This window comes from Magnetovibrio blakemorei (assembly GCF_001746755.1).
Lineage (GTDB): Bacteria > Pseudomonadota > Alphaproteobacteria > Rhodospirillales > Magnetovibrionaceae > Magnetovibrio > Magnetovibrio blakemorei.
This window is the reverse complement of the sequence record NZ_MCGG01000052.1, coordinates 1-26,086: the sequence shown is the minus strand read 5'-3', so window position 1 is coordinate 26,086 and position 26,086 is coordinate 1. Positions and strand designations below refer to the sequence as shown.

Annotated in this window: 33 protein-coding genes, 1 tRNA gene and 2 rRNA genes; 21 read left to right on the top strand and 15 right to left on the bottom strand. The window is 53.0% G+C overall.

Going from position 1 to position 26,086, the window contains the following annotated elements; all coding sequences use genetic code 11:
- Positions 1-2 precede the first annotated feature (2 nt).
- From BEN30_RS13145 to BEN30_RS13110, 8 genes are read right to left on the bottom strand one after another with little or no spacing between them, the layout of a single operon-like run.
- Entirely contained in the window at positions 3-905 is a 903-nt protein-coding gene (locus BEN30_RS13145) for a respiratory chain complex I subunit 1 family protein (protein ID WP_069958784.1), read from the bottom strand.
- Positions 905-4,051 carry a proton-conducting transporter transmembrane domain-containing protein gene (locus tag BEN30_RS13140; protein WP_069958783.1) on the bottom strand — a complete coding sequence of 1,049 codons (3,147 nt, stop codon included), beginning with the start codon at positions 4,049-4,051 and terminating at the stop codon, positions 905-907. The genes BEN30_RS13145 and BEN30_RS13140 overlap by 1 nt, the downstream gene beginning before the upstream one ends.
- On the bottom strand, positions 4,045-4,401 hold the full coding sequence (locus BEN30_RS13135; RefSeq protein WP_069958782.1) for a sodium:proton antiporter: 357 nt from the start codon (positions 4,399-4,401) through the stop codon (positions 4,045-4,047). The genes BEN30_RS13140 and BEN30_RS13135 overlap by 7 nt, the downstream gene beginning before the upstream one ends.
- Positions 4,401-5,114, bottom strand: coding sequence for a hydrogen gas-evolving membrane-bound hydrogenase subunit E (gene mbhE / locus BEN30_RS13130; RefSeq protein WP_069958781.1), 714 nt, complete (start codon positions 5,112-5,114; stop codon positions 4,401-4,403). Before mbhE ends, BEN30_RS13135 begins: the two co-directional genes overlap by 1 nt.
- A complete protein-coding gene (locus BEN30_RS13125) occupies positions 5,107-5,361 on the bottom strand; it encodes a hydrogenase subunit MbhD domain-containing protein (protein WP_211563406.1) in 255 nt (84 codons plus the stop codon). Before BEN30_RS13125 ends, mbhE begins: the two co-directional genes overlap by 8 nt.
- A complete protein-coding gene (gene mnhG, locus BEN30_RS13120) occupies positions 5,358-5,696 on the bottom strand; it encodes a monovalent cation/H(+) antiporter subunit G (protein WP_084005540.1) in 339 nt (112 codons plus the stop codon). Before mnhG ends, BEN30_RS13125 begins: the two co-directional genes overlap by 4 nt.
- Positions 5,696-5,956 (bottom strand): monovalent cation/H+ antiporter complex subunit F, encoded by a 261-nt coding sequence (locus BEN30_RS13115; RefSeq protein WP_069958779.1) that lies wholly within the window; start codon positions 5,954-5,956, stop codon positions 5,696-5,698. The genes mnhG and BEN30_RS13115 overlap by 1 nt, the downstream gene beginning before the upstream one ends.
- A complete protein-coding gene (locus tag BEN30_RS13110; protein ID WP_069958778.1) occupies positions 5,949-6,461 on the bottom strand; it encodes a Na+/H+ antiporter subunit E in 513 nt (170 codons plus the stop codon). Before BEN30_RS13110 ends, BEN30_RS13115 begins: the two co-directional genes overlap by 8 nt.
- Positions 6,462-6,848: 387 nt before the next feature.
- Between BEN30_RS13110 and BEN30_RS13105 the strand changes: the two genes are divergently transcribed.
- The 4 genes from BEN30_RS13105 (at position 6,849) to BEN30_RS13090 (ending at position 10,433) form a co-directional block, all read left to right on the top strand.
- A complete protein-coding gene (locus tag BEN30_RS13105; protein ID WP_139135033.1) occupies positions 6,849-8,195 on the top strand; it encodes a GGDEF domain-containing protein in 1,347 nt (448 codons plus the stop codon).
- 345 nt (positions 8,196-8,540) lie between these two features.
- Positions 8,541-8,843 (top strand): DUF883 family protein, encoded by a 303-nt coding sequence (locus BEN30_RS13100; RefSeq protein WP_069958776.1) that lies wholly within the window; start codon positions 8,541-8,543, stop codon positions 8,841-8,843.
- Positions 8,844-8,862: 19 nt separating this feature from the next.
- Positions 8,863-9,297 carry a phage holin family protein gene (locus tag BEN30_RS13095; RefSeq protein WP_069958775.1) on the top strand — a complete coding sequence of 145 codons (435 nt, stop codon included), beginning with the start codon at positions 8,863-8,865 and terminating at the stop codon, positions 9,295-9,297.
- Positions 9,297-10,433, top strand: a complete 1,137-nt coding sequence (locus BEN30_RS13090) for an AI-2E family transporter (protein WP_069958774.1) — start codon at positions 9,297-9,299, stop codon at positions 10,431-10,433. Before BEN30_RS13095 ends, BEN30_RS13090 begins: the two co-directional genes overlap by 1 nt.
- A gap of 60 nt (positions 10,434-10,493) precedes the next feature.
- On the opposite strand, the gene BEN30_RS13085 is transcribed toward BEN30_RS13090, so the two are convergent.
- Positions 10,494-11,444: a PA2778 family cysteine peptidase gene (locus tag BEN30_RS13085; RefSeq protein ID WP_069958773.1), complete on the bottom strand. Its 951-nt coding sequence runs from the start codon at positions 11,442-11,444 to the stop codon at positions 10,494-10,496.
- 13 nt (positions 11,445-11,457) lie between these two features.
- Positions 11,458-11,880 (bottom strand): PA2779 family protein, encoded by a 423-nt coding sequence (locus tag BEN30_RS13080; RefSeq protein WP_069958876.1) that lies wholly within the window; start codon positions 11,878-11,880, stop codon positions 11,458-11,460.
- Between the two features lie 312 nt (positions 11,881-12,192).
- Between BEN30_RS13080 and glk the strand changes: the two genes are divergently transcribed.
- Complete coding sequence (glk, locus tag BEN30_RS13075; RefSeq protein WP_084005536.1) at positions 12,193-13,149, top strand: glucokinase; 957 nt, start codon at positions 12,193-12,195, stop codon at positions 13,147-13,149.
- 52 nt (positions 13,150-13,201) lie between these two features.
- Here glk and BEN30_RS13070 read toward each other — a convergent pair whose 3' ends face one another.
- Positions 13,202-13,951, bottom strand: coding sequence for a methyltransferase domain-containing protein (locus BEN30_RS13070; protein WP_069958772.1), 750 nt, complete (start codon positions 13,949-13,951; stop codon positions 13,202-13,204).
- A 12-nt stretch (positions 13,952-13,963) separates the two neighbouring features.
- Positions 13,964-14,266, bottom strand: coding sequence for a ribbon-helix-helix domain-containing protein (locus tag BEN30_RS13065; RefSeq protein ID WP_069958771.1), 303 nt, complete (start codon positions 14,264-14,266; stop codon positions 13,964-13,966).
- 196 nt (positions 14,267-14,462) lie between these two features.
- On the opposite strand from BEN30_RS13065, the gene BEN30_RS13060 reads away from it, so the two are divergent.
- The 16 genes from BEN30_RS13060 to BEN30_RS12985 all read left to right on the top strand — a co-directional run bounded on the left by BEN30_RS13060 (position 14,463) and on the right by BEN30_RS12985 (position 22,479).
- The gene (locus BEN30_RS13060) at positions 14,463-15,110 is read left to right on the top strand and encodes a YeeE/YedE thiosulfate transporter family protein (RefSeq protein ID WP_069958770.1); all 648 of its coding nucleotides are present in this window, start codon (positions 14,463-14,465) and stop codon (positions 15,108-15,110) included.
- A complete protein-coding gene (locus BEN30_RS13055; protein ID WP_069958769.1) occupies positions 15,062-15,592 on the top strand; it encodes a YeeE/YedE thiosulfate transporter family protein in 531 nt (176 codons plus the stop codon). The genes BEN30_RS13060 and BEN30_RS13055 overlap by 49 nt, the downstream gene beginning before the upstream one ends.
- Before the next feature lie 20 nt (positions 15,593-15,612).
- Positions 15,613-15,918: a sulfurtransferase TusA family protein gene (locus tag BEN30_RS13050; RefSeq protein WP_084005532.1), complete on the top strand. Its 306-nt coding sequence runs from the start codon at positions 15,613-15,615 to the stop codon at positions 15,916-15,918.
- Positions 15,919-15,927: 9 nt separating this feature from the next.
- Entirely contained in the window at positions 15,928-16,131 is a 204-nt protein-coding gene (locus tag BEN30_RS13045) for a hypothetical protein (protein ID WP_069958768.1), read from the top strand.
- Between the two features lie 127 nt (positions 16,132-16,258).
- Positions 16,259-16,525, top strand: coding sequence for a hypothetical protein (locus BEN30_RS13040; protein WP_069958767.1), 267 nt, complete (start codon positions 16,259-16,261; stop codon positions 16,523-16,525).
- Between the two features lie 4 nt (positions 16,526-16,529).
- The gene (locus BEN30_RS13035) at positions 16,530-17,012 is read left to right on the top strand and encodes a rhodanese-like domain-containing protein (RefSeq protein ID WP_069958766.1); all 483 of its coding nucleotides are present in this window, start codon (positions 16,530-16,532) and stop codon (positions 17,010-17,012) included.
- A 9-nt stretch (positions 17,013-17,021) separates the two neighbouring features.
- Entirely contained in the window at positions 17,022-17,312 is a 291-nt protein-coding gene (locus tag BEN30_RS13030; RefSeq protein ID WP_069958765.1) for a hypothetical protein, read from the top strand.
- A 12-nt stretch (positions 17,313-17,324) separates the two neighbouring features.
- Entirely contained in the window at positions 17,325-17,603 is a 279-nt protein-coding gene (locus BEN30_RS13025) for a hypothetical protein (RefSeq protein WP_069958764.1), read from the top strand.
- A 28-nt stretch (positions 17,604-17,631) separates the two neighbouring features.
- Positions 17,632-17,823, top strand: a complete 192-nt coding sequence (locus BEN30_RS13020) for a hypothetical protein (RefSeq protein ID WP_069958763.1) — start codon at positions 17,632-17,634, stop codon at positions 17,821-17,823.
- Positions 17,824-17,864: 41 nt separating this feature from the next.
- On the top strand, positions 17,865-18,812 hold the full coding sequence (locus BEN30_RS13015; protein ID WP_084005530.1) for a sulfurtransferase: 948 nt from the start codon (positions 17,865-17,867) through the stop codon (positions 18,810-18,812).
- 22 nt (positions 18,813-18,834) lie between these two features.
- Positions 18,835-19,485 carry a hypothetical protein gene (locus BEN30_RS13010; RefSeq protein ID WP_139135032.1) on the top strand — a complete coding sequence of 217 codons (651 nt, stop codon included), beginning with the start codon at positions 18,835-18,837 and terminating at the stop codon, positions 19,483-19,485.
- Between the two features lie 116 nt (positions 19,486-19,601).
- Positions 19,602-20,054 carry a group III truncated hemoglobin gene (locus tag BEN30_RS13005; RefSeq protein WP_069958761.1) on the top strand — a complete coding sequence of 151 codons (453 nt, stop codon included), beginning with the start codon at positions 19,602-19,604 and terminating at the stop codon, positions 20,052-20,054.
- A 311-nt stretch (positions 20,055-20,365) separates the two neighbouring features.
- Positions 20,366-20,785 (top strand): 5-formyltetrahydrofolate cyclo-ligase, encoded by a 420-nt coding sequence (locus BEN30_RS19240; RefSeq protein WP_211563413.1) that lies wholly within the window; start codon positions 20,366-20,368, stop codon positions 20,783-20,785.
- A gap of 217 nt (positions 20,786-21,002) precedes the next feature.
- Positions 21,003-21,458: an Rrf2 family transcriptional regulator gene (locus BEN30_RS12995; RefSeq protein WP_069958760.1), complete on the top strand. Its 456-nt coding sequence runs from the start codon at positions 21,003-21,005 to the stop codon at positions 21,456-21,458.
- Between the two features lie 52 nt (positions 21,459-21,510).
- Complete coding sequence (locus BEN30_RS12990; RefSeq protein WP_069958759.1) at positions 21,511-21,837, top strand: TusE/DsrC/DsvC family sulfur relay protein; 327 nt, start codon at positions 21,511-21,513, stop codon at positions 21,835-21,837.
- An 18-nt stretch (positions 21,838-21,855) separates the two neighbouring features.
- Positions 21,856-22,479, top strand: a complete 624-nt coding sequence (locus tag BEN30_RS12985; protein ID WP_170827059.1) for a CBS domain-containing protein — start codon at positions 21,856-21,858, stop codon at positions 22,477-22,479.
- Positions 22,480-22,648: 169 nt separating this feature from the next.
- Here the strand turns inward: BEN30_RS12985 and BEN30_RS12980 are convergent.
- The 3 genes from BEN30_RS12980 to BEN30_RS12970 all read right to left on the bottom strand — a co-directional run bounded on the left by BEN30_RS12980 (position 22,649) and on the right by BEN30_RS12970 (position 25,917).
- Positions 22,649-22,725 (bottom strand) — tRNA-Met (locus tag BEN30_RS12980).
- Between the two features lie 243 nt (positions 22,726-22,968).
- A 5S ribosomal RNA gene (gene rrf, locus BEN30_RS12975) occupies positions 22,969-23,083 on the bottom strand.
- 88 nt (positions 23,084-23,171) lie between these two features.
- Positions 23,172-25,917, bottom strand: a 23S ribosomal RNA gene (locus BEN30_RS12970).
- Positions 25,918-26,086: the final 169 nt, after the last annotated feature.

Here is a 26,086-nt window from a genome sequence, read left to right as displayed (position 1 = left end):
CCTCACACCCACACCAGACCCAAAACGCCCATTGGCACAGCCCAAATCAGGAACCAGCGGATCGATTGTTCGACACGAAAGCGCGGGAACACCACGCCGACAAAAACCGACACCATGTAAATCAAAAACACTTTGAGGAAAAACACCGGCCAACTGGCCGCGCCGCCAAAAAAGAGGCTCATAAAGATGGCGATTTTGGCGATGGGGAAAATCACCCGGTTGGTTTGCATCAGGGCCAGATAAGACGAATGATATTCCGTCGGCGGGCCGATGGGAATTTCTTGGGGGGCCAAAACAACGTCAAACGGCGGACGCATCATGGAGCCCAAAAACGACATCATGGCGGCCGCTACTGCAAACGGGTTGGTGAACAGCGTCCAATTCAAAATGCCGCCTTGCTGGGCGGCGACGATATCCGTAATCGACAAGGTTTGATACTGCAACGCCACCGCAAACACCGCCATCGCCAGCGGCAGTTCCGCCATGGTGACTTGCGACAACCCGCGCGAGATCCCAATGGCTGCATAAGGGTGGCCGCTTTCGCCCGCCCCCAGCGCCATCCCCAGTGTGCCGAAGAATATAAAGTACAACGCCAAAATCAAATCACCGGCGAAGGAGAAGTTTGAAAAGACTTCTGAGCCGTAAATGATCGGCACAAACAAAATCAACCCAACCCCGCCCGTCAAGCGAAACACGGGGCCCAGATAAAACATAAAACCATGGGTGATCGACGAGCGCAGGCCGTAGTTTTTGATCAGGTCGATGTAGTTCTGATAAATCGGAATCCCATGACGCCGCCCCACCCGCGCACCAATCTTGGCGATCAGCGCCGTCATCAACAGACCGTAATTGACGACGATGAACAGCGTCAAAAGCGCATAGGGGATTTTCATCCATTCAAACATCAAACCAGCCCCCCCACCAAAATCAGGTACACAACGACGACAAAGGCGAGAAGATGAAACGCATAGGTCTGTCCGTTACCGGTGTAAAGTTTGCGGGTAAACTGAGCGGTGTGATGCAATGACCCGGTCAGGCCATCCCAAAACTGGGTGACGAACGGCTGAACCATAAAGCCCAACGCTTTGCGATAAGGGGCAAAAAAGTTCCATGCAAAATGGGTCGTCTCGGGCCGATAAGGGCGTTCCGCCGCAAACACAATGTTAAACTGCTTCACCTTTTGCGCGTTGTGATTCAAGTACACCAACCACGCCAGCAAAGTCGCAAAAATCACTCCGATGGTGATCATAATGGACACCGGGCTCCAATAGCCAAAATCACTGGAGATGGTGAGCCCTTCCCAATTGAGACCGCCGTTGGGGAAATACGGGTTCAAGAAGGCATCAACACGGCGCAGCGCCAGACCGGGGAAGACTGCAAAGCCCAGCAAAAACACCACGTAGATCATCTGCGGCACAACAATCCAGAACGGGGCCTCTTTCAAGCGTCGATGTTCGTCTTTCAGCTGGCCCAAAAAGATCGTGTGGATCAAACGGAACAGATACAAAAACGCAACCGGGCCGGACAAGAAGATCAAGATCATCGGCAACCGGGCGTCCGCCGTCATAATCGCATTGTAAAAAATCCATCGTCCGCCAAAGCCCGACAAAGGCGGCACGCCGGAAACGGCAATGATGCCGATCAGCACCGCAATAAACGAAAGCGGCATCAACGCAATCAAGCCGCCCATGCGGTACATGTCGCGGGTGCCGGTTCGTTTAGCAATGCCGCCGACGGACAAAAACAACATTGATTTGTAGACATAGTGATTGATGACAAACATCAACGCCATGAGCCAGCCCAAGTGGTTCATCATCGCCAAACCAAACACCGCATAGCCCATCTGGCCAATGGATGAATAGGCCAGCAGACGTTTGGCGTCTTCTTGGAAAATCGCCATCAAGTTGCCCAGCAACGCCGACAGCGCGCCGATCCACAGCAACACATAGGTCAGCTCAACCCCATAGAACTGGGTCTTGCCCATATTCAACAACAAGACCATCAAGCCAAACAGACCCGCTTTCAGCAAGATGCCCGATACCATCGGCGAAACATCCGTCTCCGCCTCGGCATGGGCACCGGGCAACCAGATGTGCAGACCAATGGCCGCCGTCTTGGTCATGAAACCAATCGCCAACAAAATGAACACCCACGGTGCCAACGTTGCCGGAACCTGGGCCAAGGCTTCCAGGGGAATGCGGGGGGCGCCACCAGCGGCCAGGGCAAAGCCAGCCAAAATGGCGAATGCGCCGCCTAGGGAAAAGATGATGTACGAAAGCGCGTGCGGCTCGGAAAATTTACCGCGCAGGATCAAAAAGTACGAACCGACCGTCAGAATTTCCCAGGCGACAAAAAAGGAAAACGAATCTTCGGCAACGATCAACATCGCCAAACCGGCATACATGAGCATGGCGGACGGATAGAAGCCGATGCGTTTGCCGTGGGTTTCATAGCTTGCCAGCAAGATCACCGCGCCACCAATCAAAATGATCGCGCCGAAGATCAGCTGCAACTGATTGTAGTTTTCGTAACTGATGGCGAAAAAGGCCACCAGACCAACGATGGCCAGGGTGTTTTTCAGCTTGGCAGGCAGTCCCTCCAACGCCAGGAAGCTCAACGCGAACAGCACCGGCAGCGCCTGCAACACATTGGCAAAATCGGAAAGTGCACCCCAGATGTAACCAAGGCCCCAGGCGCTCACGACGCCAACGCCGATCACGACCAACTTGCGCGGCAAAAACGCCACGGGCTTGGACATCGCACTTTCAACAGACGCTTCGCGTTTGATGATGTAACCGAACCAACGGAACAAATACCCCACTTCAAGCAAGGCCCCGAACAAGATAAAGACGACCAGCGCCAAGCGTCCTTCGCTGACCAAGGCATGGACCAATTCCCACTTGGCATAAAAACCGGGGAACGGCGGCAAGCCGATCAACAAGGCCATGAAAGTGGCAAAGGCAAACACCAAAAAGGGGTTCTGGCGCAACACCGCCCAGGCGCTCAACTGGCGCTCGACCACAAGGCCCGAAACCCAGAACAAGCCAGCCTTGGCAACGGAATGGGCCAGCAAAATACCGCCAACGACAAACAAGTAATGTTCGCCCAATACGGCGCGTTGACCGATGACCGTCAGCACCAAACCGACTTGGGCGACCGAAGAATACCCCAGCAAGCGCCGATCATTGGTCTGCGACAAAGCCAGCAGATTTGAGCCCACGAAGGTCACGATGCCGACGCCCGTCGCAATCTTCGGCCACGGTTCGCCGCCAATCAACAGCACCTTATCGACCGCAAACAACATGGCCGCGCTGAAAGCTGCGGAAAACAGGGCCGAAAAAGCCGGGTGCGCGGATTCATAAATATCCAAGGCCCAGCCATTGGCGGGGAACGGCTTCAATTCCACGATCAACGCCATGAGGATGAGGAAAAACGCCAACGTCCCCCCCTTCATCAAAGCCACTGATGCCTCCGCCATGCCATCGATATTCAAGGTGCCGGTGGCGTGGTAGGCAAAAATAATCCCGACCAACAGCAAGATCGAAATGATTTGCGATATGACCAGATACTTAAAACCAGCCCCCAGCGCGCGCGCATCAGCGGACAGCAGAACCAACCCGGCGGTGGAAATAGCCGTCAATTCAATGAACACAAACAGGTTAAAAATGTCGCGAGTCAAAATGATCCCGCACAGCGCCAACACGGCGACCAGCAACACCGCCATCGCGCGTCGCCCCAGGCGCATCAAGGTGCCTTTTAAATACACGCCGACCATCAAACCCATGGCGTTGACCAACAAGACCAACACGGCTTCGGGCAGCCCCATGCGCAAATTGATGGCGAAGGGCGGATTGTGCCCCGCCGTAAACACGTCAACACCGACCGCACCGTCAAACACAAACGCCCACAGCCACGACCCCGCGACCCAGCTCATAAACGCAAGCGCCGCCAGCGTCACGCCATAGGCGAAGCCGCGCCACTCTTCGCGCAACAGGCCCAGCAAAAACGCCGCCCCCAGTCCGCCCGCAATGATGAATAGGGTGCTTACCATTTCAGATCCGTATACTTCGAAATATCAAGGGTGCGCTTGGTCTCATAGAGTTTGTAAGCATACGTCAACATCAACGCCGTCACGCCCAGGCCGATCACAATGGCCGTCAACACAAGGGCCTGGGGCACCGGATCGATGATCCGCAGAGACGCATCTGCGGCAGTGACGGCACCGTCAAGAATAGGCGCCGTGCGTCCCGGTATGTAGCCAACGGCCACCAAAACCAAATGCGTTCCGGTGCTGGCAATGGAGAACGCCACTGTCATGCGCAAAATGTTGCGGTTCGTCAGCGCGCCATAAAGCCCCATCAAAATCAAAAGAAATCCGGTTATCAAGGCAACGTAGACCATCAGCGATCCCTCGATTCAGACAGAGTGACCATCATGGAGCTGAATTCCGCACCAACCTTAAGGCCAATCAACGTGTAAATGACGGGAATAGCACCCGCTGAAAACAGCGTGCCGAACGCCCCCAGCGGCAAAATGCGATTGTCGAGAAAGCCACCTGCCAAAACCAGTCCGAGCACGCCGATGACCACGTAAAGGATGCCTGAAATGGATTCAACGCGGCTGATCAAGCGGTGATTGAAGCGTTTTGTCGGATCGCTCAACAACAGCAACAGCAACGCAGACGCTAAGATCGCGCCGCCCTGAAAGCCGCCGCCCGGGGTTAAGTGACCGTTGACAAAAACATACACGCCAAACAGCAAAACCAACGGCACCAACAAGCGTGTGCCCGTTTGCAACAACTCACCCGAAGACAGCGCCTTTTTTTCCGCCACCCCTATTATGGGTGTGCCCGACGGACGCGGTTGCGTCAAAATCAAAGACACAATGGTCGCCGTCAAAAACAGCACCGTCACTTCACCCAACGTATCAAGACCACGATAGGTGACGATGACGGCCGTAACGATATTGGCGGCACCCGTATCTTCCACACTATGATCGGCATAATAACTTGCCGTCGTGTTCAATACTTGATCGGGGGTGAAGCCCAGCAACAGGCCGACAAACATCAATCCCAGACCCGCCAACAGCAAAAGCGCCACAAACTTTTTAATCATCTTTGCCCCCCTTCACCCGTCCCATGACGAAGAAGAACAAGAAAGTCGTCAAACCGCTGCCGATGGCCGCTTCCGTCATCGCCACATCCGGTGCGGCAAGCAACACAAACATCACCGAAGCAAACAAGCTCACCGCCCCAGCCGCAAGCACGGCCATGGACAAGCTTTGTCCCCGAAGTGCCACGTAAGCACTGGCGATCATGGCGCACGCCAGCAGGAGGCTCATGACGAACATGACTGTACTCATGATCGATCTCCAGGTTCGTCGCCAAATTGGTCAGTGACCATCGTCGCCATTTTCTTGGCCCCACTGCGATAGGCCGCGCGGGCCAAAACTTGCGAAGACAACGGATTGGTGAACAGCAAAAACAAACCAATCAACAGCAGCTTTAAAGACCAGTCCGGGTGCAGACAAGCCGCCCCGGCCAACGTCAACAAGGTTCCCAGGGTTGTCGTTTTGGTGCCCACCTGAATACGATTGAACACATCGGGCATGCGGTGAAGCCCAACCCCGCCGAGAAACAGAAAAGCCGTTCCCAAAACCAACAGCAGCGCGCCTATGATGTCAATGATCGCCCCCATCACGCCTTCCTTTCCACGTAACGCGCAATCACAATCACACCGAGGAAAGACAACAACGCATACACCAGCGCCACATCCAGATAGATAACGCGGCCTTCAAACATGGCAGCAAAAACAATCCCGGTGATGGCTACAATGGTCAGAACATCAAAGGCCACAACCCGGTCAGCCGTCGTCGGTCCTTTGACGAAGCGCGCAAGGGCAAGCAAAAAGGCGCCACCAGCCAAGCCGGCGGCGACATAAATCAGGACCTCAACCATACATCCGCTCCAAATACCGCTCAAATCCAGCAACGATGAGCGTCGTGGCGTCTTCCATGTCGACCGCTTCCACCGTAACCCAATGGATATAAAGCCAGTCATCTTCCAGCTCGACCGTCAAGGTGCCCGGCGTCAAGGTGATCGAATTGGCCAGAAGCAGTCGCCCCATGCGGCTTTTCAACCGGGTGCGCACTTTGACGATACCGGGTTTAATCGGCAAAGACGGCGACAGCACGATGATGGCGAGGCGAACATTTGCGACGATCAGTTCTTTCATAAAATAAACAAAATACTGCACGCTCGCCCAAAGAGAGCTGGGCAGAATGCGAAATTCAAACAGAAAGGAAAGGCCGTCCCGAAACAACACGGCGATGACAAATGCAGCCACGCAACCAATGGCTAGAGTGTCCGGTGCTAGAGAACCGTTCAGCAAAACCCAAAACATAAACAGAGTGACAAACAGCTCAACGGACTGTCGGGTCGAGCTCAACACTTCACTGTTCATCTTAACTAGCCTTCGTTCTCGACGCCCCACACAACAATCAACCGAAAGTGCTGCGAGTGCAAGAGCACATTCGAATTCGTCTAAAATATTGTGCTCAAAAGCGTTAATTTATACGCCTTGCCTCTAAACCTTGGGCGATATGGGAACAATCTGGCCACGATCCGGTTACACCCGTATTACAGCCCACAAAAGGAACCGCTCGATCAGTTCATCCATGACGCTCAGACACAGAGAAAGCTTTCAACTTTTAGTTTGCCAGTCATGAGAGTCGCGCTAAGCTGCCCGCATGCTCAAAACTGGAAAACAGTGCGGGCCGTTACCTGGGGAGGTAACACATAGGTAAATAGCGTGCACAGGCACAAGGCTTTGCGCGCAGGAGGGGGTAAATTGCGCATAACCAAGAAGATTCTCACCGATCTTGCCATATGGATGGTGACATTCGGCGTTCTGGCAGGCATCGTCTTTCCATTTTTTGTGCAAAGTTTAGGCGTGTCAAAAGACATCGCGCTGAGTTCGTCATTTTTTTTTGCGACTTTATGTGCCGGGGTTACTGTTGGGGCCATAAACTATCTCATCGCCCTGTGGGTTATCCGCCCACGCCTGCGCTATCTTTCGCATAAAATGGGCGAGACGGGCGCGCAAATCCAAAAAGCGACTTACACCGGCGACTGGACCGGGTGCAGTCCCGAACAGTGTTCCGTCAAGGTCGAATCTGAGGACGAATTGGGCGACTGCGCAATTGCTTTCAACAACTTGCTGGACTCCTTTTCCGAATCACGAAACGTTGAACAAGCTGTTGTCAATTTCACACGATCCTTGTCGAGCACGCTCGATTTCGAGGAATTGGCGGAAAATGCCTTAGCAAAGATCGTCTGCTACACGGGTGCCCAGGCAGGCGCTATCATCGTCCAAGCCTCGGGGGAATTGGAAATTGCGGCCTCACGCGGCATCAAAAAGCCAACAACTCTGCTCGACAGCGACTTGGTACGCCACATGTTTCGCGATGGCGTCGAAATCAAATTTGAAATGCCGGAAAATCTGATCATTGACGGTATCGTTTCAGACTTTAGACCCCATGAAGTAATCGCACTACCGATCTCCTTCAACAATGTTCCCATTGCCTCTGTGGTGCTGGCTTCTTCGGCTGGCTTCAAACGGGGAGACTTGAGGGTGGCGCGCCTGTTCCGTCAAGGATTGGGGCTGGCGCTGCAGAACGCTTTGGCGCATCGCCAACTGCAACGTGTTTCTGCCTTGGACCCGCTGACGAACGCCTACAATCGCCGCTTCGGCATGAAACGGTTGCACGAAGAATTCAGTCGTGCCGTGCGCACGCGGGGAAATCTGGCCGTTATTATGTTCGACATTGACCACTTTAAAAATGTCAACGACACCTACGGCCATCTTGTGGGCGACCGGGTGATTGTCGCCGTATGTGCTGCGGGTCAACGGATCTTGCGCGAAGACGATATCTTTGTGCGCTACGGCGGTGAAGAATTTTGCGCCATTCTGCCCGGCGCTGCGGCGCAAAGCGCCCTTGACGTCGCCGAACGCATCCGCCGCGTCGTTGCCGAAACTCAAGTGGAAGAAGGTGAGCAACGGGTTAACGTCAACATCAGCGCAGGCATCGCCGTCTATCCAGACAATACGGTCGATAACGAAATCGATCTGCTGGGTCTTGCCGACAAACAGCTCTACAATGCGAAACAACGCGGTCGCAACTGCGTGTCCATCTAGGGTCAGGACCTATATATTTTCCGCCACCCCTGGCATCTGAACCCGCAGCGACCTATATCTATTTAGTGCGCAGCGTGTCATTCTTACGACTGTGCCGAGTATATTCACATAAAGTATACCCATCCTCTGTCGCCCATATCGTGGCAAAGAGGATGCATATGGCTGCTGGGATGGTCACAACTGCCCCGTCGGACATTCTTCACGTGTTTTCGTTAATTCAAGTATGGCAAGGCTTTGTGAGCCCGCAGTATGCAATGCCCTGTCACCGCAACCCGTAGCGGGTGGGGCGGCGTCGCGTGCTCGGGACCATCAGGCCGCAACTGAAATCCAGATAGGACACAGAGAATGACAAGCGAAGCCAAACACTCAAATGACGACATGGCCGAATTGCGCGCCAACCTTGAAAAACTGACGGAAGACGTCGCAAAAATCAGCCAATCCATGGCGAGTATCGTCAAAACACGCGCAGGCCAGGCCGCGGACGACATTCGCGAAGGGGTCAAGACTGCGGCTGACGAAATCAGCGAAAAGAGCAAGGACTCAAAAGACGCCATCGAAAAAACCATCCAGGAAAGACCCTTTCAAAGCCTGCTCGCGGCGTTCGGAGCCGGATTGCTCATCGCACAGCTTTTTCGCAGGCACGGATAAGACGGTAACGAGGCTCACCATGCCCACCATGAAGGTGTTCCATTGGATGGATAAGATCTGCAGGTTCCGCGAAAATATGCGTTACCGTTTAACCAGCACGGCCATACTGATGGTCGGTGCGCTCCTTATGCTTGGGGCCATCGGATTTATCGTCGCCGGTGGCTTCCTTTGGCTTTCAACTCAGGTCGAAAGCTACGCGGCGGCGCTCATCGTTGCCGGTGTGCTCTTTTTGATTGGTGCGATCGTCATTGCCGTCGCCCTTGGGCGAAACAACCGTAGCAAGTCGACAGCGCCCGCTGCCCTCACCACGCCCGACAGTGATGCACAAATGCTCTCGGATCACATGGTACGTTCTGCCCTCGCGGAAGTGGCTGAGGCACCCTTTCAAGCCGCATTTGTCGCCGTCGCGTTGGGGGTAATCGTCGGTTTGCTACGCCCCAAAAAGTCACCGTGATGGATACGGTTCCGATTGCCGAAACGCCTGAGTCCCTTGTCGATGTACCGGTTGATCCCCCAAACCTAACTCAAGACGAGTTGATGCGGGTGGTGCGCGCGGCTATGCCCGGCGCGGTGGTCGGACTTGCCGCATTGGCTTCCCTGTACACGATGTACTTTGCCGCTGATCTCATCGTACCGATCTTTCTCGCCTTGTTCCTCAGCATCATCTTGCGGCCGATGGTTCGCGGGCTGCAACATCTCGGCACCCCCCAATCCGTCAGCGCCCTGATCGTGCTGCTCGGGCTTGTCGGGGCCATCATCAGCGGCCTCATCAACCTATCGGCACCCGCCGAGCAATGGCTGCATCGGCTGCCGAGTATACAAAAAGACATTGAAGCCAAAATATGGCCCGTCACGAAGTCCATCAAACAGGCCACGGAAGCGACCGCCAGCATTGGGAAAATAGCCGATGCGGCTAGCAGCACACCGAAAAAAAGCGAAGTCACAATCAAATCGCCGTCGTATTTCGACCACGCCTTCAAATCGACGCTGCTGACATCCGTTCAGTTTTTGATCATCATCGCGTTGACATTTTTCTTTCTGACACAAAACAATCTCCAGGCGCATGCCTTACCAAAAATTCCTTGGCTAAAGCACAATGAATTGATTGAAGACATGCTGGCCTCCGTGCAGACCACAATCACCCGCTTCCTTCAGATCAGCGCCGGAATCTACGTCATGCTCGGCGTCCTTACGGGGCTGGCCATGTACGCCTTAGATATGCCCAACCCGGTCTTATGGGGCGTGCTGGCGGCGGTTCTTGGATTCATGCCGTATGTCGGCCCGATGATCGTCTTCAGCTGCATCAGCATCGTGTCGCTGCTCACCTTCGATACCTGGTGGCAGATTTTGATGCCGCCCATCGCCTACGGTGTTTTGACGATCGCCGAAGGGAATTTCGTGACGCCAACCATTCTCGGTCGACAATTGAAACTCAACCCCATCGCCGTCTTTCTGTCGATGCTTCTGTGGACGTGGGTGTGGGGCATGGCCGGCGCTATTCTTGCCGTTCCCATTTTGGTCATTGTCATCATTGTCGCCCGCCATATTGCCTTGATGGTCCGTAAATCAGACGATGTCCTCGCCGAATAAACAAGAACCGCCAATGTCTCCTTCTCATGGTTTAGGTGACGTGACACAGCTTCAAGAGATTTATTTTTGCGCCCGAATTTCCAGCAGAGTTTCCTGGGCCGTGGCTTGAGTGTCGCCGCCCGCTTCAACGGCTTTCAGCGCAGTCCGTTCAGCCTCCTCAATCTCCCCCAAGCGCATCAAGACATGCGCCAGATTATTGAGTGCCACGGGATTTTCGGGCTCGCGCTGCACGGCGGCTTGAAGCCGGGCCTTTGCGTCGTGCAACCGGTTCGTTTCAATTAAAATATTGCCCGCAGAAATCAGCGGTGCACTCGCGTCCGGCCAATGCTTGGCTGCAAAGGTAAATGCCGTTAAGGCGTCCGACACATGATCGGCGCGCTCCAACCCGTAAGCTTCTTGCAGCCAGTCCGATATAGAGGTGTTGTCCGGTACGGGTCCATTCGGTCCAACGATGACAACGCCCCAATACCCGGACCGTCGCCAGGTATGTTCAAATGTTTTCATCGGCATCACTTGCCTAAATGTCGTACCGGATCGCAAGGATACGGTTTCTGCTGCCAAGTCATAGCCAACGATCACGGCGTAATGCCAGCGCGGCACGATATCGAGCGACAGGTTTTGCAAGATCAGCACGGGCCGCCCCTGGGCAACGTTCACGAACGCATCGCTCAGGTTGCGAAGTGGCAAGGCAAGCCGACCTTGTCGGCGTGTCCCGGTGATGATTTCGGTTTGAAGGGTGCCTTCGCGACCCGGTGTATAGACGCTTTCAGCAAGGCTATCGGGCTCGGTCTTAAGGCCCGTTGTGTTCAATACGGTGGCCAACGCTGCCGGTCCGCAAAAAAACCGCGTTTGGGCGAAGAATGGCACGTCGGTCAATTCAACAGACGCACGAAGCCCTTGGGGCGGTGACGCAGTGAGTTGAGCCGTCATGGGCGTTGCCGCACAACCACTCAACGCCACCAGCGCCACCATCCCTGCAAGAGCGCGTATTTTCAAACGATACCGTTGCATAGAAAGTTCACGCTTAGGTCGGGTTTGCCGAACCTTTGTTGGTAAAGCCGAACACGCTGGTGAACCCAAGCAAGTCGGTGATCAGCAACACAACGAAAATGAATACCATCGCACCGATAATGCCGCCAACGCCTTGGCCCGCAGGAGCACTTTTAATTTGCTCGGCAAGTTTTGCGACTTCGTCATCACTGAGTGCAGCGACACGAAGATTGGCTTCGTTGGCATTTACGCCCAAAGATTCAAACTTCGTGCGAACGTCGGCGCGGCTCATGAATTCATTCACAATGGCGCGATCACCTTCCAAGGCTTGAGCCTGGGCAACACGATCATTGTTGATCAGGGCTGCGCTGACAGGAACGATGGGAACGACGGTTGCACTGAACGCGATGATCACGGCCGAAGCAATGACTTTAATGCTGAGGTGTTTCTTAGACATTTTTGTTTTCTCCATGGGTCAAAAAGACAACGGGCGGAAAATGCGCCATCACACCAATCTAAGCGGCATAACGTCGTAAATTTTCAGGACGCAAGACATGAAAAGCAAAACCATCGATTCCATTGCGATGGCTGAAGATTTATCATTGTAGAAAAACGACCGGCCAATAAGTATTCGGCCATATACGTGACATATGATATGCAATGTACGGTTAGGTTTCTGTCTTAAATTTTACCATTTATTTACTGTAAAACAATCCCCGTCACACCCTTCCCTGCCTTTAAAAATGGGTTGAATCAAGGATCATACGACATGGCCGACTTGCTCTGCGATATTGGCGGCACGAACGTTAGACTGGCCTGGAAGACCGGACAGGCTGCGTATGCAGAGGAGCGCTGCTACAAGGTCGCGGATTTTTCTTCCCTAGATGAGGTCATCAAGACATTTTGCGACGGCCGTCAAATTCACGATGCCTGCATCGCCCTGGCCGGACCGACGAGCGAAAACACCCTGGCCCTGACAAATGCGCATTGGCGGTTTTCACGCTCCGACGTCAAACGCCAATTTGCCATAAACCGCCTGGAAGTCATTAATGACTTCACCGCACAGGCCTGGGCCGTGCCTTATCTGGATGCCCATGAAAAGCACCAAATTGCAAAAGGTCAAGCCAAGGACAACACCCCCATCGCCGTTATCGGACCGGGAACCGGCATGGGGGTTTCGGGACTGATCCCGGTGCCACAGGGCTGGAGCGCGCTTTCGGGAGAGGGCGGGCATGTGTCGTTCGCGCCAGTCGATGACGAAGAAATCGAGGTCTTGCGCGTCTTGCAGAAAAGATTTGGCCGCGTATCCATTGAACGATTGTTATCAGGACAGGGCCTTGAAAACATTCATCAAGCTCTGGCGGAGATTGAGGGGTTGTCCGTTCCAACACGGACGGCACCCGCCATTTCGTCAGCGGCGCTAGATGCCGAAGCCGTTCGTGAAGGACAAGCTTCACTCGAAAAACAGGCCCTGACCATGTTCTGCGCCATTTTAGGATCCTGTGCAGGAGACATCGCCCTGACTTTAGGCGCTTGGGGCGGCGTTTATATCGGCGGTGGTATCGTGCCGCAAATTTTGGGTTTTTTTGCACGAAGCCCCTTCCGCAGCCGCTTCGAACACAAGGGACGTTTCGAATCCCGCATCGCCGCCATTCCAACCTATGTCGTCACCGCCGAACACCCAGCGCTCAAAGGCACGGCGGCGTATCTGAGCCAAACTTCATAAATCAATGTGGTCCTGGTTTAATTTTTCAGGTCATTCATACGCGTTCAAATCCTTATGATTTGATGGCTCTGAACAGTGCACCAACGGTTGTTTCAGCGGTCGAGTAGTCAGAAAACCCAACCAGTTCGGCGTCTCTGAAACCGACCTGCTGCAACATTTTAATGTAGGCTTCTGGGGCCACCGTTCCGGAAACGCAATCGGCCCAGGACTCGCATTGGTCCGCAGGGAGCTCGGCAGGGACTTGCGACCGTACCATATCGGCAAACTGCAGGCGGCCGCCAGATTTGAGAACGCGAAAGGCTTCCGCAAATACAGCCGACTTAGACGGAGATAAATTTATCGATCCATTTGAAATCACCACGTCCGCACTTTCATCATCTAAGGGCAAGGCCGAAAAATCAGCCTCAAAAGCCTCGATATGGCCTAACCCTAACACGTGCGCATTGGATTTTGCTTTGTTCACCATGGCTGGCGTAACGTCAAAACCAATGGCTTTGCCGGTTTTTCCGCACAACAACGCCGCAATGCACAGGTCGGTTCCGGCACCACACCCCAAATCCACGACCGTTTGACCTGGCAAAATATCACCGAGGTTAAACGGGCACCCGACGGCGGCAGACGATTCCCAGATGATAGCGGGAAGTGCATTTAACCAGCGTTCATCATACCCGAGCCGACGCGCATTTTCCTTACCCTTAGCCCAGCCAAAATCTATATCTGGCGATGTGGCCAGATCGGTATAAAGAGACATGATCGCAAGGACGTGGCTGCTGTTATCGACCGGACCACCTGTGTTGCTCATCTGCAGTGCACCTTATGCGTAAATGTTCATATATTTCATACAAATAACACGCAGGCAGGAAGCGATGTTCTTGTCATTCGCCACCATGCACTGATCATGAATGCGCATAATCAGTTGCGGCAGCGTGATTTTCATCCGTTCTGACATATCTTCCAGGACGGTCCAAAAGACCTTTTCCAGCCGAATCGTGGTGCTGTGCCCATGAATTCTAAATCCCCGCTTTTCAGGTATGAATTCATTCACCTGGTCGGTAGAGCACGCGTTGAACATGTGCCCCAAAAAGTTTTCAGGTTCGATTTCAATAAAAATTGACATGGCTTTGAGCCTACCTACAAAGGGGAAAAACCGAACAGCATCAATCCCATAAGACTGAGCGCAAGATCCTGACCGATATTATTTTAACGTTGTTTGCAATAATTACTACCACCCTGATTTCCGACAAGCCTAACGTAAATCAACGCTGCAAACAAAAGCAGCCCTAACACCAATAACTGGGGGAGGCTTCCTGCAAATGGAGTTTTTCAAAAAGACCCTTGATCCGGTCATTGCCTTGATGGCCATCGCCGTACTCGACATCTTTCTGTTTTTGATTGTTGGCGCATGGACCGTCGGTGGTGGTGAAACCATGATGACTGGCCTGATCGCAGAAGTGTTCATGGGCGACGATCTCAAACGCCTGCCCTTTTGGAACCTCGTGTTTAAACCCGACATCGGATATTGGAAAATTTACATCAGCCTCGGCATGTTGTTCGGTGCTTTTGTCGGCGCCAAGCTCAGCGATGAATTTTATCTGCGCTTTCCCCGTCGTATGTCGGAATGGGTGATGATCACCATCGGCGGGTTGCTGATGGGCATCGGCATCCGGTTGGCATTTGTCTGCAACGTTTCAACGTTCTTTGGCCTGACCCCGGAAATGAACTTGGGCGGTTACCTCGCCATCAGCGGCATCGTTGCGGGCGCATGGGTTGGCTCAATGATTTCAAAAAAATTCTGGAGGGTTGAGACATGTCCGTCATTGGCGAATGCATTGTGGCTTTCATATTCGGATCTTGTGTCGGCCTGTTGGTTCAGCGTTCACGCTTTTGCAATACTGCGGCGTTGCGCGACGCCATGTTATTCAGCACCTATCGCAACACCAAAGCTTTATTGGTGGCGATGATGATTTTGACCTTTGGGTTTACCTTGTTCATCACCTTTGGCGAAGGCCACACCATGCACTTTGACGTTGGCCTGAACACCTTTGCCGGGTTGTTCATTTTTGGCGTCGGTATGGTTTTGGCCGGAGCCTGCACGGTGTCCACCTGGGTCAAAGCGGGTGAAGGCAATATTGGTGCGGTGTGGGCCTTGATCTTCACGTTTGTCGGTATGTTCCTGTTTTCCCTGGTGTGGTCAGTCGATTATTGGCCCCCTGCACCCGTCAGCATGACGGGCGAACCGAACTTGGAAGCCCTGCAATTGGGCTATGCCAATGCCGCCACCTTGCAAGAAAAATTCGGCATTCCGGCCATCGTTTTCGGATTGATGCAAGTCGCCGTTTTATACGGCATCTACCGCGCGATCTTGCGCAAAGAAGCCATTCAGGCCGGGCACCACCGCGAAGTGTCTGAGAGCCACGAAGCCAGCTCAACACCTGCAGAATAATCATTTGGGAGTAAAAAATTATGGGACTGTTCAGTAAAAAACCAAAAACCGAAGAAGCGGCAGCCAGCCATGACGTTACCCTTGGTGACGGCCAGACCTACACGGTGGTTCAAACCGTCGATTGCATCGGCGACAGCTGCCCGCGGCCGCAACTGATGACCAAAAAAGCCGTCGGCCAAATCGACGTGGGTCAGGTGATTGAGGTCCAGGTCGACAATCCGTCCTCTATGGAAGCTTTGCCGCCACTGTGTGACGAAATGGCCGCAACACATCTGGAAACCGTGAAAGATGCCCGCTGTTGGAAAGTTTACATCCGCAAGGACTAAGGAAACGACATGTCCAAGATCATCATGAACATCTACAGCTGGGGTGCCTTGTTCATATCCATTGCGGGTATTGCAGCGATGCTGATTTGGCCACCGCAAAGCTTGCGCGTCGATCGCGATGGTGTGCCGCATTTCACACCCAAGGCCCAACATCCTGAAACCGGCGAAGCTGTCAGCGTGAACACCCTGATCCATCATTATCGCGGCGATTGAGGAACACCAAACCATGGATATAGAAACCACATCCCAACTCGTCATGGCGATTATCGCGTTTGGCGTCATGTACATCAGCTTCCTCAAAAACACCTTATGACTTGGCAATCGGATTGGAGATTTCCACATGGATAGAGACAGTTTGATTTTTTGCATTGGTTCGCTTGCCGTATCGTTGTTGGTGGCGGTGGTGGCCTTTCCGTTCATGGCGATGGATGAAGACATCGTCGAAAAAGCAGCCACGCCTCAGCCAGCCTATGAAATGGGCACTGTTGATGTGGGCAAAGGCTTTGGTGAACTGCCCGTTGAAGAGTTGATGGCCTATTACGTGGACAATCCACCTGCCGCCGCTGCGTCCGGGGCGGCCCCAATAGTCCGTTTCGGAGGATGTTGAGAAGATGAACAGACGTGCATTCAGTGTCGGTCTTGTGAAGTGGTGCGTGGTGCTGACGTTCAGCAGCCCTGCCCTTTCAGCTGACGACTTGATGTCTGTCGCACACGTTCAAGACGCCCGGCAAACACACGTCATCGATACGCGTGATGTAGAGGCGTGTGAAGGTGCCTCTCTCCCCGGCGCGCGCTGTCTGCCGACGAACAATTTTGTTGACGGCAGCGGGAACCACATTGGGTTTCATGCTTTGCGCTGGTTACTGGGCACGGTCGGATTAAGTGGGGCAGAGCACGTTCTGATTATTGGCAATACGCGCGAAGAGACTCGGACCGTTGGCGCACTCTTGTACCAAGCCGGACAAATGCAGGTGTCGATGCTGAACACCCCCTTTATCGCCACAGAGAATGCCCCAGGTGGCGAAACCCGCAGCATGAGCCGCGAGGTGATTTTTACTGCTCCCATGCGCGGCAACATTGATTTGAATCAGTAAGGAAGACCCATGGACGTTCTGTTGCACATTACAAATCCAGACGCGGTTCACATCGCCACCCCCTTGGCACGCGCCTTTACCAACCGGGGCACCGCGTGGGGATGCTTCCTCACCAACGATGGCGTCAAGGCCTTGGGTGATGCTGGGTTTATGGATGCGATTTCTGGTGCAGAGCGGACCGCGGTTTGCGAACATTCTTGGGATCTGCATATGAGCGGCCATGATTGCCCGGTCGAAAAAGGCAGTCAAACCATCAACAGCACTTTGATGGCGCAAGCAGCCAAAATCGTAAGCCTGTAAGGAGCCTATGTCATGACGACAAAATCCATTTTGGTCCTGGGTCGGCGCGATCACACCGAAGCCATGCGCGTGGCTGCTGGCCTGACCATTGTCGGCAACGCTGTCAGGTTGATCTTTATGACGGAACCCGTTGCAGATACCCAAGCCAATGCCGAACAGGCTGAGCTGTTGGACCTGTCCGACATCACACCCGAAACAACTGTTGCCGAAATGGCCGAAGATCTGACCTTTTTGGACGCAGATGCCTTGGGCCGAGCCATTGCCGAAAGCGACCGTGTTGTCAGCTTGTAGGCAAAAATGAAAAGACGGAGAAACCGCCATGAGGACGATTTTGGAATTAAACACCGGCTTATTTCCTGACGGCGATACGGTGGCCAATGCCATCGCAACGCGTGTTGGGCAAGACCAGGTTGTCAGCCTGGATATGAGCAACCTGAAAATCGACGACACTGAAAGTTGGGATGCGGCAGCTGTTGCCATTCTTGACGCTGATTTGGTCGTCACCGTGTAACGGATCAACCGTTACGCTTAGATCAAGAAAGGGAGTTTCTAATGATGAAAGCAAGACGCGTTCTGGGGACTTGGTTCACCATCGCTGTTGCCGCGATGATGATTTTCACTGTGAATACGGCACAGGCCGCTGATCCGTTGGTGGATGTGGATTGGGTCAAATCCAACAGCACCAAAGCGGGTGTGGTAACCATTGATGCCCGTGGCAAATCAGATTATTTACGCGGTCATATTCCCGGTGCCGTAAACACCGACTACGCCAAAGACGGCTGGCGTGTCGGCATCGATGGCGTGCCGGCCATGTTTCCGGAAGATCCCTCCAAGCTGGGCGCTTTGATCGGTGGTCTGGGCATCGACAATGCAAGCCATGTGGTGTTGGTTGCACCGGGCAACAACTCGTCCGATATGGGCACGGCCGCACGCATGTATTGGACCTTCAAAGCCCTTGGCCACGACAATGTGTCAATCCTCAATGGCGGCATGAATGCGTATTTGGCGGCTCAGGACAAAGATGGAAACCCAACCAATCCATTGGAAAAGGGTGCCGCAAATGTGACCGCCAAGACCTTTAACATTGCTTTGAGAAAAGACATGATCCCGTCCACCGCGGATGTTAAAGCGGCGTTGGACAAAGGCGTGGTCATGGTCGACAACCGTACCGCCGACCAATACATGGGCGTAAACCGTCACGGGAAATCCAAAGCCAGTGGTACGATTCCCGGTGCGGTTAACATCCCGCAAAGCTGGATGACCGATAACGGTGGCGGCATGTTCCGTTCCAAAGACACGCTTGCCGAACTGTATAAAGCAGCTGGTGTGCCAACGTCCGGCGAACAGATCAGCTTCTGCAATACCGGTCACTGGGCCTCCATTGGCTGGTTTGCATCTTCGGAAATCCTCGGCAACAAAGATGCAAAGATGTACGATGGTTCCATGACGGGCTGGACCGCCGCGAATATGCCGACGGAAGCCAAAATCGAGGTCAAATAGGCCACAACCCCATAAGGACTTTATGACACTTATAGCGACCACTTTCATAAAGTTCACATCTGCGACCGCGGTGCTGTTTGGCATCGCGGTCGTTGTCGTTTTATTCATGACCGAGACACCCGCAATGGCGGATCGTTCACTCCCGCAAGAACTGGCGGCAGAGCTCCTCATTGTCCGCAGCGACCTTGTGCGCCTCACAAATGAACCGGGGCTGCCCGCAACACATGCTGAGGGATTGCAACAGCGTATCAAAGGCTCTTTGGGGCTTTTGCCATGGTTGCTGCAACAGGCTCATGATGAGGCAGGGGCGGATCAACTGCTCAAGGCTCAATCATCGCGCCGTTTATTAATCACCGTCTTGAATCAGTTGATCATACGCCACCCCCTCGATACTGCGCCCTATGCAACAGAGCACCTAACGCCAACACAACGGCGCGAAGCTTCCGCCATTCATGATGCGTATTGCGCCAGTTGTCATGATGATATGGGTGACGGCGATGAAGCCAGCATTCTGCCCAGCCGTGACTTGTTTCTCATGGCCAAAGAAAGTTCGTCAGAAGCGTTCTTGGCGCGTCTCATAAATGGCGTAAAAGGCGACGAAACGATGCTGTTCACCAACCCCCTTACGCCACGCCAAATCAGTGCCTTGTGGCTCTATTACAGAAAACGGTAAATGTTTCGTCCCAGCATTTGATGAGTGGGGTGTTCGCGTTGACAAACAAGACAATTGAGGCTGTTCCCTGAATGTGGTAAAGATGCATATAAAATACCACTATTTAGGAATCTCCTATGTCTGAGCCGCGCCGCAACGAAATCAGGACCCAAATTGTTGATCAAACCGGCATTGATGAGGCCATGATCGAGCACCTTGTGCATCGTTTCTATGACCGCATCCGTGATGATGGAGTGCTCGGCCCCATCTTCACCGCGCACATCACTGATTGGGAGCCTCATTTGCGAACCATGTGCGACTTTTGGTCATCCGTTGCCTTGATGACGGGACGCTATCACGGCAACCCCATGGGCAAACACGCACATCTGCCTGTTGATGCTCGCCACTTTAATCGTTGGCTCGAATTGTTCGAGCACACCGCGCAAACCGTTTGCCCTCCCGCTGCAGCCGCGCACTTCGTAGAACGTGCACGACGCATCGCCGAAAGTCTGGAACTCGGCATTTCTGTTGGACATGGACAAATTTTAGCCAAAGGCCAGCGTTTCATAAATGATGATCTCAACATTTGACCAGATGATACCGCCAAAGAGGTGATTCATGAGCAACCATCAAAATAGTGATGATGATGATGATCCCCCCTCATTCTTTGCGTCCCCGCCGTGCTTCATGCACGAAATTGATCCTGTATATTCAGGTCTGCTCAACCCAGTGGATATCCGTCAGCAGGTTGACGTCACCCGCTGGCGGAAGGCTGAACGCGAAAGATTGATGTTAATAAGACAAGCGATTGGGGTCGAACAGCGTCTCGAATTCTCGCAGCAAATCGCAACTCATCTCGACCTGATCATCGGCAACCCTACAGGATTGGTGGTCAGCGTCTATTGGCCGATGCGCGGGGAACCGGGATCTGCGCGGCTGGATCGAACGGTTAACAGAACGCAATGGGTTCTGTGCCCTGCCTGTGGTCGTCGGGAAATCGCAGCCCTTAGCATTTCGGCGTTGGTCACCCGGAGAACCCCTGAAGTCCGGCGTGTGGAACATCAAGATTCCAAAAGCTGGCGAGAACGTTCGACCGAACATCGTGATCGCACCTGTGCTTGGTTTCGATTCATACTGTTTTCGTCTTGGATATGGCGGCGGTTATTTTGATCGCACCCTCGCAACTCTGTCGCCAAAACCCCGCATCCTTGGCGTCGGTTATGCCTGCACTGAAATCACAACGATTTATCCCCAACCCCACGATATTGCGATGGATATGATGGTGACCGAAGCGGGCGTGTCCCTCCCGCACAAAGAATAAGAGTGTCTGGCCAGAACAACACTGTAGCACCTCGCCCCCAGGTATTGGCCCTCATATTAATCCTGATATTGACAGGCAAAATAGTCGACGAACATGCTATTGGGTTGCATTTATTCTATATGATGCATATTATATACTTCTTATAAACGCAAAGATAAGACTGGCACAAAGTGAGTTGAATTGCCGCTGACATTCAACAGATGAAAGTAGAGCTTTGATGCGCCTGACCGCACACACGGATTACGCCCTTCGCGTTCTAATCTATCTTGGACTGCAGCCCAATCGCATGGCGACCATTCGGGAAATTTCCGACCGGTATGAGTTGTCGCGTGATCACCTGATGAAAATAGCACAAAAGCTGAGCAACGCCGGCTTTATCGAAACCGTCCGCGGCAAGAACGGCGGTATTCGTTTGGGACGCGATCCGGGAACGGTTTTGGTCGGTGACATTGTGCGCACCATGGAAGGCCGCATGGATTTGGTTGAATGCCATGGTAAAGGCAAGAACACTTGCCTGATCGTACCGGTGTGCATCTTACAAAACGTTATGCATGAAGCGTTAGAGGCCTTCTTGAACGTTTTGGATCAGTACACCCTCGCGGACCTCCTCCACCCATCCGATGCCCTGACCAAATTGGTACAACTTGATGTGAAGTACATTAAATCGGCATAAGACAGAATACCCGCACATATCACACCCAGAAAAATGAGATAGTGAGGACATTATGAAAGCACAAACTTTGAACGTAGGGTCTCTAACCGGCGACGAAGGCTATCTGTTAGACCCAACCGATTGGAACGAAAGCATCGCCGAAACATTTGCCGCAGAAGAAAACATCGTGTTGGGCGAGGAACACTGGCGCGTGATCCGCTTCGTTCGAGAATGGTATAACGAGCATGGCGTCGCCCCCAGTTCGCGCGATGCCGTTATTTTCATGAAAAACAGTGGGGCCCCTCGCAACCGCTTATTTGAATTATTTCCTTACGGATATGTGCAACAGGTCTGCAAAATATCTGGTATGAAAAAACCACGATCTTGGAGCACCGGGTAACATATTTGGAGGATGCAAATGAGCGGCAGCAAGAATTCAAGACGACCGCATCTGGAAGACTATCAACGTGCTCTTGAGAGTATGGGAACCCTCATTGATGTCGCTGCACAAGATGTGATGACCTTGGCCGAGCGCGCGGAGCATTTTTCTCGTCAACGCGCCAATGAGTCATTGAGCGTGACCCAAATCATGAGCAAACCCGTGCGCTTCGTCCATCCCGAGACTGAGATGGCAGAGGCTGCTCACCTTATGGTCACAGAACGCATCAGCGGACTTCCCGTCGTTGACGATAACGATCAGCTCATTGGTATCATCACCGAGGCCGATTTCCTCCGTGGTCTTGGGCTGCCTGCACATTACCCAACACACAATGTATGGCAAACGCTTGAGGCTATGTTCAGCCATTTTGCACACCAACCTCAGCTTGAGGTGCCAAACGACCCGGTTTCCGCTTACATGGTCCGTGACGTCATCTGCACATTACCCGACGACAATGTAAATGGTGTGTTGGAACTGATGAAGCGCTATCAAATTAAGCGGGTCCTCGTTTGTGATCATGACCATCATTTGTTGGGCGTGATCACGCGTTCGGATTTGGTTCGCGTGTTCTTCGATCATTATAAGGTGAACAACGCAAAATGAGGACCCGCCCCTAGTTTTCTAGACACCCGCGACCAAAAATATGTTAATCCTTGCTCCTGCTTGCTAGAGCTTGAAGTTGTCTGCTTACCCCAAGCTTACCCGGTATTTCATGCGCCACGGACCCCAAAAACAAAAACACCGCCAACTCATTGAGTTGACGGTGTTTTTATGGTTGCGGGGATAGGATTTGAACCTATGACCTTCAGGTTATGAGCCTGACGAGCTACCGGGCTGCTCCACCCCGCGTCAATTTTGTATACCGGGGCATGCCCGGGAGCTTGTTTTGTTTGGTTTGGCCTTGCGTTTGCTTGGCCTCACGGGCGGGCTGCTCCACCCCGCGTCAATTTTGCATACCGGTTCATGCCCGGATATTTGGATTGTTCTTTAAAGCAAAAACCCGCCCCGCATAGAGACTGGGACGGGGTTTTTGTGTTTATTGTGTTCGGATATTATTTTGTTTTGTTTTGTTTTTTTAGGCCGACTTGGAAGACTTGGCGGCGACTTACTCTCCCACACCTTAAGATGCAGTACCATCAGCGCTAAGAGGTTTCACGGCCGAGTTCGGGATGGGATCGGGTGGTTCACTCTCGCCATAACCACCAAGTCATCCAAGGCGGCATAAAAAGATTTTGCTATTTTCCGTTGCTGTAAAACAAATCGTTCCTGTACGGGTTTTCACCTGCACATGGAGAGATTTCAAGCCAATCGAACAATTAGTACCAGTTAGCTACACACATTGCTGCGCTTCCACACCTGGCCTATCAACGTGGTGGTCTTCCACGGTTCTCAAGGGAGAACTAGTATTGAGGTGGGTTTCCCGCTTAGATGCTTTCAGCGGTTATCCCGTCCAAACTTAGCTACCCTGCTGTGCCGTTGGCACGACAACAGGTCCACCAGAGGTCTGTTCACCCCGGTCCTCTCGTACTAGGGGCAAATCCTCTCAATTCTCCTACTCCCACGGCAGATAGGGACCGAACTGTCTCACGACGTTCTAAACCCAGCTCACGTACCACTTTAATCGGCGAACAGCCGAACCCTTGGGACCTGCTCCAGCCCCAGGATGTGATGAGCCGACATCGAGGTGCCAAACCTCCCCGTCGATGTGGACTCTTGGGGGAGATCAGCCTGTTATCCCCGGCGTACCTTTTATCCGTTGAGCGATGGCCCTTCCATTCGGGACCACCGGATCACTATAGCCGACTTTCGTCTCTGCTCGACTTGTCAGTCTCGCAGTCAGGCAAGCTTATGCTATTGCACTCGACGACCGATTTCCGACCGGCCTGAGCTTACCATCGCGCGCCTCCGTTACTCTTTAGGAGGCGACCGCCCCAGTCAAACTACCCACCATACAGGGTCCCGGATCCCGATAAGGGACCTCGGTTAGACACCAAAAAACAAAAGGGTGGTATTTCAAGGTTGCCTCCACATCAACTGGCGCCGATGCTTCAAAGGCTCCCACCTATCCTACACAGTTATTTTCTAGTGCCACTGTAAAGTTGTAGTAAAGGTGCACGGGGTCTTTCCGTCTGACCGCGGGTACTCCGCATCTTCACGGAGAATTCAATTTCGCTGAGTCTGCATTGGAGACAGTGGGGAAGTCGTTACGCCATTCGTGCAGGTCGGAACTTACCCGACAAGGAATTTCGCTACCTTAGGACCGTTATAGTTACGGCCGCCGTTTACTGGGGCTTCATTTCGCAGCTTGCACCACTCCATTTAACCTTCCAGCACCGGGCAGGCGTCAGACCCTATACGTCGCCTTACGGCTTAGCAGAGCCCTGTGTTTTTAGTAAACAGTCGCCACCCCCTAGTCTGTGCCCCCCGCCCCTGGTTGCCCAAAGACGGGGCCTCTTTATCCCGAAGTTACAGAGGCAATTTGCCGAGTTCCTTCAATGCAGTTCTCTCAAGCGCCTTGGTATTCTCTACCAGTCCACCTGTGTCGGTTTCGGGTACGGTCTATAACGTTGGAGTTATTTCCTGGGCCGCCTTCGCTGCACACACAATCCAATAAGTGCACACAACTTACAGCAACCGTCACTACCAACAGGTTCCGGAATATTAACCGGATTCCCATCGCCTACGCCTTTCAGCCTCGGCTTAGGGGCCGACTCACCCTGCGCAGATTAGCTTTACGCAGGAACCCTTGGACTTTCGGCGAGGGTGTTTCTCACACCCTTTATCGCTACTCATGCCAGCATTCTCACTTCCGATACCTCCAGGCAACCTCGCGGTTACCCTTCACAGGCCTACGGAACGCTCCGCTACCACTTACACTTGCGTGTAAATCCACATCTTCGGTGTATGACTTTAGCCCCGATACATTTTCGGCGCAGGACGGCTTATTTAGACCAGTGAGCTATTACGCTTTCTTTAAAGGATGGCTGCTTCTAAGCCAACCTCCTGGCTGTCTTGGCCTTCCCACATCCTTTCCCACTTAGCCATAACTTGGGGACCTTAGATGGTGGTCTGGGTTGTTTCCCTCTTGACCCCGGACGTTAGCACCCGAGGTCTGTCTGCCATGCTCTACTCATCGGTATTCGGAGTTTGGTAAGGTTTGGTAAGTCTGTGGGACCCCCTAGCCCTTCCAGTGCTCTACCCCCGATGGTAATACATGACGCTCTACCTAAATAGATTTCGCGGAGAACCAGCTATTTCCGAGTTTGATTGGCCTTTCACCCCTAACCACAAGTCATCCCCGTCTTTTTCAACAGACGTGGGTTCGGTCCTCCAGTGCGTGTTACCGCACCTTCAACCTGCTCATGGCTAGATCACTCGGTTTCGGGTCTAATACTACGAACTTGGCGCCCTATTCAGACTCGGTTTCCCTACGCCTACACCTAACGGCTTAAGCTTGCTCGTAAAATTAACTCGCTGGCCCATTATACAAAAGGTACGCCGTCACAGCTCAAGGCTGCTCCGACTGCTTGTAGGCATTCCGTTTCAGGATCTCTTTCACTCCCCTTATCGGGGTGCTTTTCACCTTTCCCTCACGGTACTTGTTCACTATCGGTCATATAGGAGTACTTAGGCTTGGAGGATGGTCCCCCCATGTTCAGACAGGATTTCACGTGTCCCGCCCTACTCAAGGACTAAAAGTGCTTCTACCCATACGGGACTATCACCCTCTATGGTACGGCTTTCCATCCGTTTTTGGTTCTACACAACTAGCCACTGGCCTGGTTCGCGTTCGCTCGCCGCTACTTACGAAGTCTCGGTTGATGTCCTTTCCTCCGGGTACTTAGATGTTTCAGTTCCCCGGGTTTGCCTCCGCACCCTATGTATTCAGGTACGGATAGAGCTAAAGCTCTGGGTTGCCCCATTCGGAAATCTACGGATCAAAGCTTACTCCCAGCTCCCCGTAGCTTATCGCAGAGTGTCACGTCCTTCATCGCCTCTATATGCCAAGGCATCCACGAAATGCCCTTCTCACACTTGAGATCTGCTCCATGTACAGACAAAAGCCCGCACAACATCCGTTCACAAGCTAGGAACGGAATTGGAACAATATTGTTTTTCCTCAGCGGAAAATAGCTGAACCTCTATACACCATGTCATCACAACACAGCTTTAAGGTTCGCGTTCAGGGTTGTTGGATAACATTATACCC

Bases quoted from the DNA above. Each gene is read 5' to 3' on its own strand.
- BEN30_RS13085 (WP_069958773.1), bottom strand. From the start codon at position 11,444: ATGCAACGGTATCGTTTGAAAATACGCGCTCTTGCAGGGATGGTGGCG.
- BEN30_RS13050 (WP_084005532.1), top strand. From the start codon at position 15,613: ATGGGACTGTTCAGTAAAAAACCAAAAACCGAAGAAGCGGCAGCCAGC.
- BEN30_RS13025 (WP_069958764.1), top strand. From the start codon at position 17,325: ATGACGACAAAATCCATTTTGGTCCTGGGTCGGCGCGATCACACCGAA.
- BEN30_RS13110 (WP_069958778.1), bottom strand. From the start codon at position 6,461: ATGAACAGTGAAGTGTTGAGCTCGACCCGACAGTCCGTTGAGCTGTTT.
- BEN30_RS13115 (WP_069958779.1), bottom strand. From the start codon at position 5,956: ATGGTTGAGGTCCTGATTTATGTCGCCGCCGGCTTGGCTGGTGGCGCC.
- glk (WP_084005536.1), top strand. From the start codon at position 12,193: ATGGCCGACTTGCTCTGCGATATTGGCGGCACGAACGTTAGACTGGCC.
- BEN30_RS12985 (WP_170827059.1), top strand. From the start codon at position 21,856: ATGAGCGGCAGCAAGAATTCAAGACGACCGCATCTGGAAGACTATCAA.
- BEN30_RS13015 (WP_084005530.1), top strand. From the start codon at position 17,865: ATGATGAAAGCAAGACGCGTTCTGGGGACTTGGTTCACCATCGCTGTT.
- BEN30_RS13030 (WP_069958765.1), top strand. From the start codon at position 17,022: ATGGACGTTCTGTTGCACATTACAAATCCAGACGCGGTTCACATCGCC.
- BEN30_RS13145 (WP_069958784.1), bottom strand. From the start codon at position 905: ATGTTTGAATGGATGAAAATCCCCTATGCGCTTTTGACGCTGTTCATC.
- BEN30_RS13095 (WP_069958775.1), top strand. From the start codon at position 8,863: ATGCCCACCATGAAGGTGTTCCATTGGATGGATAAGATCTGCAGGTTC.
- BEN30_RS13055 (WP_069958769.1), top strand. From the start codon at position 15,062: ATGTTATTCAGCACCTATCGCAACACCAAAGCTTTATTGGTGGCGATG.
- mnhG (WP_084005540.1), bottom strand. From the start codon at position 5,696: ATGGGGGCGATCATTGACATCATAGGCGCGCTGCTGTTGGTTTTGGGA.
- BEN30_RS13070 (WP_069958772.1), bottom strand. From the start codon at position 13,951: ATGAGCAACACAGGTGGTCCGGTCGATAACAGCAGCCACGTCCTTGCG.
- BEN30_RS12990 (WP_069958759.1), top strand. From the start codon at position 21,511: ATGAAAGCACAAACTTTGAACGTAGGGTCTCTAACCGGCGACGAAGGC.
- BEN30_RS13005 (WP_069958761.1), top strand. From the start codon at position 19,602: ATGTCTGAGCCGCGCCGCAACGAAATCAGGACCCAAATTGTTGATCAA.
- BEN30_RS13020 (WP_069958763.1), top strand. From the start codon at position 17,632: ATGAGGACGATTTTGGAATTAAACACCGGCTTATTTCCTGACGGCGAT.
- BEN30_RS13045 (WP_069958768.1), top strand. From the start codon at position 15,928: ATGTCCAAGATCATCATGAACATCTACAGCTGGGGTGCCTTGTTCATA.
- BEN30_RS13040 (WP_069958767.1), top strand. From the start codon at position 16,259: ATGGATAGAGACAGTTTGATTTTTTGCATTGGTTCGCTTGCCGTATCG.
- mbhE (WP_069958781.1), bottom strand. From the start codon at position 5,114: ATGATTAAAAAGTTTGTGGCGCTTTTGCTGTTGGCGGGTCTGGGATTG.
- BEN30_RS12995 (WP_069958760.1), top strand. From the start codon at position 21,003: ATGCGCCTGACCGCACACACGGATTACGCCCTTCGCGTTCTAATCTAT.
- BEN30_RS13065 (WP_069958771.1), bottom strand. From the start codon at position 14,266: ATGTCAATTTTTATTGAAATCGAACCTGAAAACTTTTTGGGGCACATG.
- BEN30_RS13060 (WP_069958770.1), top strand. From the start codon at position 14,463: ATGGAGTTTTTCAAAAAGACCCTTGATCCGGTCATTGCCTTGATGGCC.
- BEN30_RS13135 (WP_069958782.1), bottom strand. From the start codon at position 4,401: ATGGTCTACGTTGCCTTGATAACCGGATTTCTTTTGATTTTGATGGGG.
- BEN30_RS13010 (WP_139135032.1), top strand. From the start codon at position 18,835: ATGACACTTATAGCGACCACTTTCATAAAGTTCACATCTGCGACCGCG.
- BEN30_RS13140 (WP_069958783.1), bottom strand. From the start codon at position 4,051: ATGGTAAGCACCCTATTCATCATTGCGGGCGGACTGGGGGCGGCGTTT.
- BEN30_RS13080 (WP_069958876.1), bottom strand. From the start codon at position 11,880: ATGTCTAAGAAACACCTCAGCATTAAAGTCATTGCTTCGGCCGTGATC.
- BEN30_RS13090 (WP_069958774.1), top strand. From the start codon at position 9,297: ATGGATACGGTTCCGATTGCCGAAACGCCTGAGTCCCTTGTCGATGTA.
- BEN30_RS13125 (WP_211563406.1), bottom strand. From the start codon at position 5,361: ATGAGTACAGTCATGTTCGTCATGAGCCTCCTGCTGGCGTGCGCCATG.
- BEN30_RS13035 (WP_069958766.1), top strand. From the start codon at position 16,530: ATGAACAGACGTGCATTCAGTGTCGGTCTTGTGAAGTGGTGCGTGGTG.
- BEN30_RS13100 (WP_069958776.1), top strand. From the start codon at position 8,541: ATGACAAGCGAAGCCAAACACTCAAATGACGACATGGCCGAATTGCGC.